This is a genomic window from Mycobacterium sp. E3339 (assembly GCF_001666915.1).
GTDB lineage: Bacteria > Actinomycetota > Actinomycetes > Mycobacteriales > Mycobacteriaceae > Mycobacterium.
In genome coordinates this window covers 1-9,972 of record NZ_LZIZ01000220.1, presented here as the reverse complement: position 1 = coordinate 9,972, position 9,972 = coordinate 1, and the positions used below count along the sequence as shown (strand labels likewise).

Sequence of the window (9,972 nt, the reverse complement as noted above, 5' to 3'; positions counted from 1 at the left end):
CGATGAACAGCACGACGAAGGATATCGACAGGAGCACGATGGAGATGGCGGCGGCGCCGGTGCGGTCGTCGTTCTCGATCAGCGTCCGTATCCACTGCGACGAGACTTCCGTCTTGCCGGGGACCGCGCCGCCGATCAGCACCACCGACCCGAACTCCCCGATCGCCCGCGAGAACGACGACCGCACCGGCGCCGCCGCCATCTCCATCGTGCTCCTGTCGATATCCTTCGTCGTGCTGTTCATCCTGCGCATCGTCGGCGGGCGGGCGGCCAAGCGTGAGGAGCTGGCTCCGTGACTTCGTCCCCAAGAGTTCGGTATCTGATCCGATTCGTCGCGCTCGCATACATTTTCGTGCTGCTGGTCGTCCCCGTCAGCTTGATCCTGTGGCGGACATTCCGGCCCGGCTTCGGCCAGTTCTTCGACTGGGTGAGCACGCCCGCGGCCATCTCCGCGCTGAACGTGACCCTGTTGGTCGTCGCCATCGTGGTGCCGCTGAACGTGGTGTTCGGCATACCCACCGCGTTGGTGTTGGCCCGCAACCGGTTCCGCGGCAAGGGCGTGCTGCAGGCCGTCATCGACCTGCCCTTCGCGGTGTCGCCCGTCGTCGTGGGCGTCGCCCTCATCCTGTTGTGGGGGGCGGCCGGTGCGTTCGGCTTCGTCGAACGCGACCTCGGGTTCAAGATCATCTTCGGGTTCCCCGGCATCGTGCTCGCCAGCGTCTTCGTGACGCTACCGTTCGTGGTGCGCGAGGTGGAACCGGTTCTGCACGAATTGGGCACCGACCAGGAAGAGGCGGCCGCAACCCTGGGATCGGGTTGGTGGCAGACCTTCTGGCGGATCACCCTGCCATCCATCCGGTGGGGTCTGACCTACGGCATCGTGTTGACCATCGCCCGCACCCTCGGCGAATACGGCGCCGTCATCATCGTGTCGTCGAACCTTCCGGGTAAGTCGCAGACGCTGACGTTGCTGGTCTCCGACCGGTACAACCGCGGCGTGGAGTACGGCGCCTACGCGCTGTCGACGTTGTTGATGGGCGTTGCCGTATTGGTCTTGATCTTCCAAGTGATCCTCGATCTCCGCCGCGCACGGGCGGCCAGATAGTCCCGACATGGAGACGCATAGATGACCGAAAACGACAGCCGGCCCGTCGATCACGCGATCGTCGTGCGCAATGCCAACAAGCGCTATGGCGACTTCGTGGCACTGGACAACGTCGACTTCGTCGTCCCCTCCGGGACGTTGACCGCCCTGTTGGGCCCCAGCGGCTCGGGCAAGTCCACCCTGCTGCGCACCATCGCGGGGCTCGACCAGCCCGACAGCGGAACGGTCACCATCAACGGTCGCGACGTCACGCGGATCCCGCCGCAGCGCCGAGGCATCGGGTTCGTGTTCCAGCACTATGCCGCGTTCAAACACATGACCGTTCGGGACAACGTCGCCTACGGGCTGAAGATCCGCAAGCGGCCTAAGGCGGAGGTCAAGGCCAAGGTCGACAACTTGCTGGAAGTGGTGGGGCTGAGCGGATTTCAGACCCGCTACCCGAATCAGCTCTCCGGTGGGCAACGCCAGCGGATGGCGCTCGCGCGGGCGCTGGCCGTCGACCCGGAGGTGCTGCTGCTGGACGAGCCGTTCGGCGCGCTGGACGCCAAGGTGCGTGAAGACCTGCGGGCGTGGCTGCGACGCCTGCACGACGAGGTGCATGTCACCACCGTGCTGGTCACCCACGACCAGGCAGAGGCGCTGGACGTCGCCGACCGGATAGCGGTGCTGAATCGGGGTCGGATCGAGCAGGTGGGCTCGCCCACCGAGGTCTACGACGCGCCGGCGACCGCCTTCGTGATGTCGTTTCTCGGGAAGGTGTCCAGCCTGAACGGCAATCTCGTTCGCCCGCATGACATCCGGGTGGGCCGCAACCCCGAAATGGCCATCGCGGGCGGGGATGGCACCGCGGAGTCGATCGGGATCGTGCGCGCCACCGTCGATCGCGTGGTCGTGCTGGGCTTCGAGGTCCGGGTGGAACTGACCAGCGCCGCCACCGGGGGCCGCTTCACCGCGCAGATCACCCGTGGTGACGCCGAGGCGCTGGCCCTACGCGACGGCGACACGGTCTATGTGCGCGCCACCCGCAAGCCGTCGCTCGCCGAAGAGACGACCGCCGCCCGCCCCGCCGGCGAAGACGAAACCACGCTGACCTCGGCCTGACGCACCGCTTCCGCTAGGAAGCGTGCAACCCGCACTCGGTCTTCGCCAGCCCCTGCCAGCGGCCACTGCGCGGGTCGGCGCCCGCGATCGGCTTGGCCGTGCAGGGAGCGCAGCCGATCGACGGATACCCATCGTAGACAAGGGGATTGACGAGTACCTCGTGCTCGTCGATGTAGTTCTGCATGTCTTCGTCGGTCCACGTCGCCAGCGGGTTGATCTTCACCAGCTTGAAACCCTCGTCGAAGCCGATCACCGGGGTGTTGGCGCGCGTCGCCGCTTCGCTGCGGCGCAGCCCGGTCACCCAGGCGGAATATCCGCTCAGCGCTCGCCGCAGGGGCACGACCTTGCGCAGCCGGCAGCACTCGCCCGGGTCGCGGGAGAACAGGTTCTTGCCGAGCAACTGGTCCTGCTCGGCGACCGTCTGCTCGGGCGTGATGTTGAGCACGTGGATGTCGTACACCGACTCGACCGCGTCGCGGGTCCCGATGGTTTCGGCGAAGTGGTAGCCGGTGTCCAGGAAGACCACCGGCACGCCCGGCCGCACCTTGGAAGCCAGATCGATCAGCACGGCCTCCTGCATGCTGGAGGTCAGCACGTAGTTGCAGGTGGCCCAGCCGCGGGGCCCGTTGACTCCACCGAAGGTCGCATCGGTCCAGCGCAAGACCTCGATGGCGCTGGCGCCCTGCAGCTCGGCGGCGCCGCGCGCCGCCAGGTCGCGCAGTTCGGCTTCGGTCAGTTTCGTTGCGTGTTCACTCATCTCAAATCGTCCTCATCCGCCCGAATCGCCCACTGCGCGAACCGTTCTCCCGCACTGCGGTGTTTGATGAAGCTCCGTACCACCCGCTCGATGTAGTCGCCCAGCTCGTCGCTGGTGACTTTGTGCTGGCGCAGCTTCCGGCCGAAGCCGCTGTCCAGCCCGAGGCTGCCACCCAGGTGCACCTGGAAGCCCTCGACCGAGCCCCCATGGCCGTCGTCGACCATTTGACCCTTGAAGCCGATGTCCGCCACTTGTATTCGCGCGCAAGAGTTCGGACAACCGTTGATGTTGACCGTGATCGGCACGTCGAGCTCGGCGTTGATGTCCTCAAGCCGGCGCTCCAGTTCGGGCACCAGGACCTGCGCCTTGCCCCGCGTTTCGGCGAAGGACAACTTGCAGTATTCGATCCCCGTGCAGGCCATCAGGTTTCGCCGCCAAGCCGAGGGCCTGGTCTGCAGCCCGAGCGCCCCCAGCCCGGCGAGCACATCGTCGAGTTTGTCGTCGGGGATGTCGAGGATGACCAGCTTCTGGTACGGGGTGAACCGGACGCGGTCCGAACCGGCCCCGTCCATCAGGTCGGCCACCGCCGACAGGATCGTGCCCGAGACCCGGCCGGCGATCGGAGCCGCCCCGACCGCGTTGAGCCCGTTCTTGAGCCGCTGCACCCCGATGTGGTCGATCGGATGCTTGAGCGGCTCGGGGGCCGGCCCGTCGATCAGCGGCCGCTTGAGGTACTCGGTTTCGAGAACCTGACGGAACTTCTCGATGCCCCAGTCCTTGATAAGGAACTTCAGCCGGGCCTTGGACCGCAGTCGCCGGTAGCCGTAGTCGCGGAAGATCGACGTCACCGCCTCCCAGACCTCGGGCACCTCGTCCAGCGGCACCCAGGCGCCGACCCGCTGGGCCAGCATCGGGTTGGTGGACAGGCCGCCGCCGACCCACAGGTCCAGGCCGGGCCCGTGCTCGGGATGGTTGACGCCGATGAAGGCGATGTCGTTGATCTCGTGCGCGACGTCCTGCAGACCCGAAATGGCGGTCTTGTACTTGCGTGGGAGGTCGGCGAAGTCGGGTTTGCCGATGTAGCGGCGCACGATCTCGTCGATGGCCCAGGTGGGGTCGAGCACCTCATCCAGCGATTCGCCGGCCAGCGGGGAACCGAGGATGACGCGGGGGCAGTCGCCGCAGGCCTCGGCGGTCTGCAGGCCGACCTCGGCGAGTCGACGCCAGATCTCGGGGACGTTTTCGACCTCGATCCAGTGCATCTGCACGTTCTGGCGGTCGGAGATGTCGGCGGTGTCGCGGCCGAACTCGGTTGAGATCTGGCCGACGGTGCGCAGCGCGGCGGCCGACAGCGCGCCGCCGTCGCAACGCACCCGCATCATGAAGTACTTGGCTTCCAGCAGGTCGGCGTTCTCGTCACCGGTGAAGGTGCCGTCGTAGCCCTGTTCGCGCTGGGTGTAGAGCCCCCACCAGCGGAATCGCCCGCGCAGGTCGCTCTTGTCGATGCTGTCGAAGCCCTGGTTGGCGTAGACGTTCTCGATGCGTTCGCGCACCTCGAGCGGGGCGCCGGCGTGCTTCATCTCTTCGTTGGGGTTGAGTGGCTCCCGATCCCCCAGCGCCCACTGGCCCTCGTTGCGGGGCTTGGCGGGGCGGACTGTGGTCATTGAGCAGGTCTCCTTCTCGACATCGCAGGCATAGAAACGCAGCTCACCGGTGGTATCGGCGGCGCAGATCCGATGCCAGCTGGACGTACAGGTGGGGCGGGTCTACGACATCAAGGGAGACAGCAACAGCTGCAAACACGCTTGAGATCAATGTGCCGCCGCGCCACGAGCGCAATGCGAGGGCTGGGCTGAGCGACGGTCACGCCACCATTGTGCCATGCCCTGCGGGCGGCGATGCCACCAGGTCAAATATCCGCTCACGGTGAGCGTAATTCCCGGATTAAGCTGGTCGCTCCGGTGAGAAAACCCAGGAAACCCCGCGCGGTTTTGGGGCGGGCTCGCCGGCCGGGCCGCGGGCCCGCCCACCGTGGGATCATTTGGCATGGCACTTCGCGAGCAAGCGGTCGAGTTGCCCGACCTGCGGGGAGTACCCGGACGGCCGTTCGGGATCTACATCCATGTCCCGTTCTGCATAACGCGTTGCGGCTATTGCGATTTCAACACCTATACCCCGGCGGAGTTGGGCGGTGTGAACCCCGACGCGTGGCTGGCGGCGCTGCGAACGGAATTGAAGTTGGCGGCGGAGCGGCTTTCCGGGCCGACGGTGAACACCGTGTTCGTCGGGGGCGGGACGCCGTCGCTGCTGGGCGGTGCGCGGGTGGCGTCGGTGCTGGACATGGTGCGGGAACACTTCGCGCTGGACCCGGACGCCGAGATCACCACCGAAGCCAACCCGGAGTCGGCCTGGCCGGACTTCTTCGACGCCATCCGCGCGGCCGGCTACACGCGGGTGTCGCTGGGCATGCAGTCGGTGTCCCCGACGGTGCTCGGGGTCCTCGACCGCATTCACACCCCGAACCGGTCGGCGGCGGCCGCCCGCGAAGCGTTGGCGGCGGGCTTCGAGCACGTCAGCCTCGATCTGATCTATGGAACTCCGGGGGAATCGGACTCCGACCTGCTGCGCTCGGTGGACACGGCGATAGCCACCGGCGTCGATCACGTATCCGCGTACGCGCTGGTCGTCGAGGAAGGCACCGCCCTGGCCCGCCGGGTCCGCCGCGGGGAACTGGCGGCGCCCGACGACGACGTGTTGGCGCACCGCTACGAGCTGGTCGACGCCCGGCTGTCGGAGGCCGGGATGACGTGGTACGAGGTGTCCAACTGGGCCCGGCCCGGCGGTGAGTGCCGGCACAACCTCGGCTACTGGGACGGCGGCCAGTGGTGGGGCGCGGGCCCGGGAGCCCATGGCCACATCGGGGCCATTCGATGGTGGAACGTCAAGCATCCCAACGCCTATGCGCAAGCGTTGTCCGAAACCGCTTTGCCGGTGGGGGGATTCGAGCGGCTGGACGCCGACGCGCTGCACACCGAAGAGGTGCTGTTGAAAACCCGGCTGCGCCAAGGTCTTCCGGGCGACGTGCTGAGTCCTGCTGAACGCGAACGCGCGGGCGTCGCGGTCGCCGACGGATTGTTGGTGCTCGACGCCGAGCGGTTCGTCCTCACCCCGCGCGGGCGGCTGCTCGCCGACGCGGTGGTGCGCACCATCCTGGGATAGCGCTCAGACCGGCGGGAACCAGTGTGCCACTGCGCGGTTGATCTCGATGTAGAGCGGAATCCCGATGGTGACGGTGTAGGAGAACGTCAGGCCAAGCGCCGCCGCCAGCGGCAGCGTCGGGCTCGCCTCGGGGATGCCCAGCCGTTGCACCGCCGGGAGCGTGATGTAGGACGCCGCTCCGCATAACACCGCGAAGATGACATAGGTGCCCGGCTGGAAGTGGGTGTCGGTGAGGTAGGCGTACGCGTACGCGGCCACGATCCCAAGCGTCGCAAAGAAGTTGGGCGCCACCAGGGCGAAGACGATGAACCCCGTGCCGGCCAACCTGAGGTCGCGCAACTTGCGGGACGCCGTCATGCCCATCTCGAGCAGGAACAGGCACAGGACACCCTGGAACGCCGCGACGAAGAGCTCGTTTTGGTCGTGCACCACCTTCTGGCCCTGCAGCGCGCTGATGAAGCCGATGGCGATGCCGCCGACGAGGAGGATCAGTCCGGGATTGAGGAACACCTCCCGCAAGATCTCGCGCGACATCAGGGGCGCGTTCGTGCGCACAGCCGCGTCCGGATTCCACTCGGGGTGCTCCTGCTTCTCGAGCGAGAACTCCAGCTCGTCGGCGACCGCACGCTCCACTCGGTCGTCGACGCCCTCCGCGCGTTCCCGCTGGGCGGCCGCGCCGGGCCCCACCCTGGCCGGGGCCGTGTAGCCGTCCTCGTCCGGCATGAATCCGGCCTCGTCCATGCCGCGGTGCCGCAGCCGCGCCACCAGATACAGCGCCACCAGGCAGCCGGGAATCTCCATGAACGCCAACAGGACCGGCATGTAGGCGTCGAAGGCGATCTTGACGCTGGTCAGGACGGCCACGCAGGTCGCGAAGGCGCCCGCCGAGTCCGACCCGTAGTAGCCGGCGACGGCCGCCCGGTCGACCCGCCGGAGCCGGGTCAGGTACCTCAGCAAGACGTAGGTGAGCGCCCCGATCAGGAAGTTCAGCGCGATGCCCAGCGCCACGAATCCCGCGATGTTGTCGATGTCGGCCGGTTTGACTTTGGCCAGCTCCTCCCCGCCCTGCCAGCCGATGGCCACCAGCAGGTACATGGTCAGGCCCTGATAGATCACGTACGGGAACTCGAACCGCACCTTCAGGATCGGGATGAGGAAGCCGAAATAGAAGAACAGCAGCAGCGGCTTGAAGAGATTGTGGATGAAGTTTTGCCACAACTCGTACAGCATGGGCGCCTCCTGGCGACGCAGTCCGGCGCAGCGGGCAGCGGCAAGCGACTCGCGGCGTTCACGAACTTAGTGAACCTCGCGGGCTGGAGCGAGCCGACTCAACCCGTCTTTACGAACAATTAACAACTCGCCGCGTCGGCCGTCGCGTCAGCGCGGGGAAGGGCCAGTCAAAGCGGCTGTCGCCCATCGTGATTCGTCGGCCGGACGATCGTTGAGTGCCGCGAAACTAGAACCAGTGGGCGATCAGCCGATTGACCTCGATGTAGAGCGGGATCCCGATGGTGACGTTGTAGGAGAAGGTCAAACCGAGCGACGCCGCCAACGGCAGGGTGGGGCTCGCCTCGGGAATCGCCAGCCGTTGAACCGCCGGGACGGCGATGTAGGACGCCGCGCCGCAGAGCACCGCGAACAGTACGTAGGTTCCCGGCTTGAAATCGGCGTGGGTGAGTGAGGCGTAGGTGTGGGCGACCAGGATGCCAAGGGGCGCAAAGATGTTGGGCGCGAGCAGGCCGAACAAGATGAAACCGGGGCCGGCCGTCCGCAGGTCCTTCAATTTGCGGGACGCCGTCATGCCCATCTCGAGCAGGAACAAACACAGCACGCCCTGGAACGCCAACACGAAGAACTTGTCGTCGTCGGCGACCACCTTCTGCCCCTGCAGCCCACTGACCAGGCCGATGATGATGCCGCCCATCAGGAGGACGAGCCCGGGGTTGAGGAACACCTCTTGGAACAGCTCCCGGGAGAAGATCGGCGCCCTCTTGCCCGACGGCCGGGGCGGGCTCTGGTCCGGCTCCCAGTCCGGGTGGTCCAACTTTTCCAGTGCGAACTCGAGCTCCTGCTCGATTCCGCGTTCGTGCTCGGCCTCGAGGCTGCCGCCGTGCGGGGGCTTCGCCGCGGTGCCGGGCCCGACGCCGACCCTGACCGGCGCCGTGTAACCGGGCTCGTCGACCATGTTTCCGGCCGCGTCCATCCCGCGGTGGCGAAGCCTCGCCACCAGGTACAGCGCCACCAGGCACCCCGGGATCTCCATGACGGCCAACATCACCGGCATGTAGGCGTTGAACGCCATGCCGACGGCGGTCAGGACGGCCACGCATGTCGCGAACGTTCCCGCCGAGTCCGACCCGTAATACCCGGCGACCGTCGCCCGGTCGACTCTTCGCAGGGAGGTCAGCCAGCTCAGCAGCAGGTAGGCGAGGCCGCCGATCAGGAAGTTGAGCACGAAGCCCAACACCATGAAGCCCACGATCATCCCGATGCTGCCGGCGCTGATCTTGGCGAGTTCCTCACCGCCGTGCCAGCCGATGGCCAGCAGCAGATACATCGTCAGGCCCTGATAAATGACATAGGGAAATTCGAAGCGCACCTTCAGGATCGGAATGAGGAATCCGAAGTAGAAGAACAGGAGCAGCGGCTTGAACAGGTTATGGGTGAAGTTGTGCCAAAACTCTTGCAGCATCCAATGCCTCCCTCGATGAGTGCGGTGATCAGGGAAAAGCACCGTCCGCAAGCGGAGCCACCACAGAACATCCCGACGACCGTGGAAAACGTATCCCCGGCGGGGTCAAACCGCCACTCGAATGCAAAGGTGTGTCGTAGCGCCAGAAATCGGCCGGCGCGCGGCAAAATCACTGGTCAACGGCCTGCGGTTGGCCGCCGCAGGATCGCGCGCCTACCTCACGCCAGGCGTGGATTTGGTGTGAAAGTGCTGTGTGTTTGCTGTCAACGCCGCAATCAACGCGCCGACGTGATTACCGAGGGCCTGACCCCGACGCCCTTCTTGCGGTGCGTAACCGATAGCCATGCCATTGGCGAGTAATGCGTGGTGATTTCCTCGAAACCGTCGACACGCGAAACGGTGAGCACGCCCGTTTCTTGATTTATTTCCAGCTCGTCATTTTCACCGCCCTGGACCTCTTCACCGTTCGCAAGCCGGATGACGAACATGGCGGTGACTCTCCAGGGTTGGGCGATCGGGCTGGCAATGATCTTAGGAGAAGTCCGGTGGCCGTGCTCGTCTCGAGGGCCGCCGGGGGCCTGGCTTCACGTGATCCGGAGATCGGTTGCGCGTTTTTAGATAGGTTAGGCTACATTTACTAACCGTGACCGAGGTCAGCGTTCAGACGAGTTCCGCCGGCTCCGCATCGTCACCCATCCCCCTTCCCGCACACATCCACCCGGCCGACCTGGCCGCAGAGCTGGCCGCGCTGCTGCCCGACCGGGTCGGCGAGGAGTACCTGCTCTACGAGCGCAACGGGCAATGGGTGCTGGCCAGCGGCGTGCGCGCGATGGTCGAGCTGGACAGCGACGAACTGCGCGTCATCCGCGACGGCGTGGTGCAGCGGCAACGGTGGTCTGGGCGGCCGGGGCCCGTGCTGGGCGAAGCCATCGACATATTGCTGCTGGAAACCGACCAACTCTTCGGGTGGATCGCCTTCGAATTCGGCGTCTACCGCTACGGGCTGCAGCAGCGACTGGCGGCGCGCACCCCGCTGGCCCGCGTGTTTTGGCCGCGCACCCGCATCGTTGTGACCGGGGACGCGGTCGAGCTGTGGGG

9 protein-coding genes and 2 pseudogenes are annotated in these 9,972 nt (G+C 66.3%); 4 read left to right on the top strand and 7 right to left on the bottom strand.

What is annotated here, in order from left to right; translation table 11 throughout:
• Positions 1-178: pseudogene (locus A5702_RS20825) on the bottom strand (molybdate ABC transporter permease subunit); the annotation flags it as partial.
• Positions 179-292: 114 nt separating this feature from the next.
• On the opposite strand from A5702_RS20825, the gene cysW reads away from it, so the two are divergent.
• Positions 293-1,105 carry a sulfate ABC transporter permease subunit CysW gene (gene cysW, locus A5702_RS20815; protein ID WP_055402565.1) on the top strand — a complete coding sequence of 271 codons (813 nt, stop codon included), beginning with the start codon at positions 293-295 and terminating at the stop codon, positions 1,103-1,105.
• 21 nt (positions 1,106-1,126) lie between these two features.
• Complete coding sequence (locus tag A5702_RS20810) at positions 1,127-2,206, top strand: sulfate/molybdate ABC transporter ATP-binding protein (protein ID WP_068223303.1); 1,080 nt, start codon at positions 1,127-1,129, stop codon at positions 2,204-2,206.
• A gap of 13 nt (positions 2,207-2,219) precedes the next feature.
• Here A5702_RS20810 and A5702_RS20805 read toward each other — a convergent pair whose 3' ends face one another.
• The 3 genes from A5702_RS20805 to A5702_RS27325 all read right to left on the bottom strand — a co-directional run bounded on the left by A5702_RS20805 (position 2,220) and on the right by A5702_RS27325 (position 4,794).
• A complete protein-coding gene (locus A5702_RS20805) occupies positions 2,220-2,963 on the bottom strand; it encodes a phosphoadenylyl-sulfate reductase (protein WP_068223300.1) in 744 nt (247 codons plus the stop codon).
• Positions 2,960-4,627, bottom strand: a complete 1,668-nt coding sequence (locus A5702_RS20800) for a nitrite/sulfite reductase (RefSeq protein WP_068223297.1) — start codon at positions 4,625-4,627, stop codon at positions 2,960-2,962. Before A5702_RS20800 ends, A5702_RS20805 begins: the two co-directional genes overlap by 4 nt.
• Before the next feature lie 110 nt (positions 4,628-4,737).
• A complete protein-coding gene (locus A5702_RS27325) occupies positions 4,738-4,794 on the bottom strand; it encodes an Ms4527A family Cys-rich leader peptide (protein WP_368072687.1) in 57 nt (18 codons plus the stop codon).
• 215 nt (positions 4,795-5,009) lie between these two features.
• On the opposite strand from A5702_RS27325, the gene hemW reads away from it, so the two are divergent.
• Positions 5,010-6,182, top strand: a complete 1,173-nt coding sequence (gene hemW, locus A5702_RS20795; RefSeq protein ID WP_055402557.1) for a radical SAM family heme chaperone HemW — start codon at positions 5,010-5,012, stop codon at positions 6,180-6,182.
• A gap of 3 nt (positions 6,183-6,185) precedes the next feature.
• Here the strand turns inward: hemW and A5702_RS20790 are convergent, their stop codons facing one another.
• From A5702_RS20790 to A5702_RS20780, 3 genes are all read right to left on the bottom strand, one after another.
• Entirely contained in the window at positions 6,186-7,412 is a 1,227-nt protein-coding gene (locus A5702_RS20790; RefSeq protein ID WP_068223295.1) for a sodium-dependent bicarbonate transport family permease, read from the bottom strand.
• 226 nt (positions 7,413-7,638) lie between these two features.
• The gene (locus A5702_RS20785; protein WP_067818168.1) at positions 7,639-8,874 is read right to left on the bottom strand and encodes a sodium-dependent bicarbonate transport family permease; all 1,236 of its coding nucleotides are present in this window, start codon (positions 8,872-8,874) and stop codon (positions 7,639-7,641) included.
• Positions 8,875-9,149: 275 nt separating this feature from the next.
• Complete coding sequence (locus A5702_RS20780) at positions 9,150-9,362, bottom strand: hypothetical protein (protein WP_055402550.1); 213 nt, start codon at positions 9,360-9,362, stop codon at positions 9,150-9,152.
• Between the two features lie 155 nt (positions 9,363-9,517).
• Here A5702_RS20780 and A5702_RS20775 point away from each other — a divergent pair.
• Positions 9,518-9,972, top strand: a pseudogene (locus A5702_RS20775) (salicylate synthase); the annotation flags it as partial.

Coding starts and splice junctions, on each gene's coding strand:
- A5702_RS20810 (WP_068223303.1), top strand. CDS start 1,127: ATGACCGAAAACGACAGCCGGCCCGTCGATCACGCGATCGTCGTGCGC.
- A5702_RS20805 (WP_068223300.1), bottom strand. CDS start 2,963: ATGAGTGAACACGCAACGAAACTGACCGAAGCCGAACTGCGCGACCTG.
- A5702_RS20800 (WP_068223297.1), bottom strand. CDS start 4,627: ATGACCACAGTCCGCCCCGCCAAGCCCCGCAACGAGGGCCAGTGGGCG.
- hemW (WP_055402557.1), top strand. CDS start 5,010: ATGGCACTTCGCGAGCAAGCGGTCGAGTTGCCCGACCTGCGGGGAGTA.
- A5702_RS20790 (WP_068223295.1), bottom strand. CDS start 7,412: ATGCTGTACGAGTTGTGGCAAAACTTCATCCACAATCTCTTCAAGCCG.
- A5702_RS20785 (WP_067818168.1), bottom strand. CDS start 8,874: ATGCTGCAAGAGTTTTGGCACAACTTCACCCATAACCTGTTCAAGCCG.
- A5702_RS20780 (WP_055402550.1), bottom strand. CDS start 9,362: ATGTTCGTCATCCGGCTTGCGAACGGTGAAGAGGTCCAGGGCGGTGAA.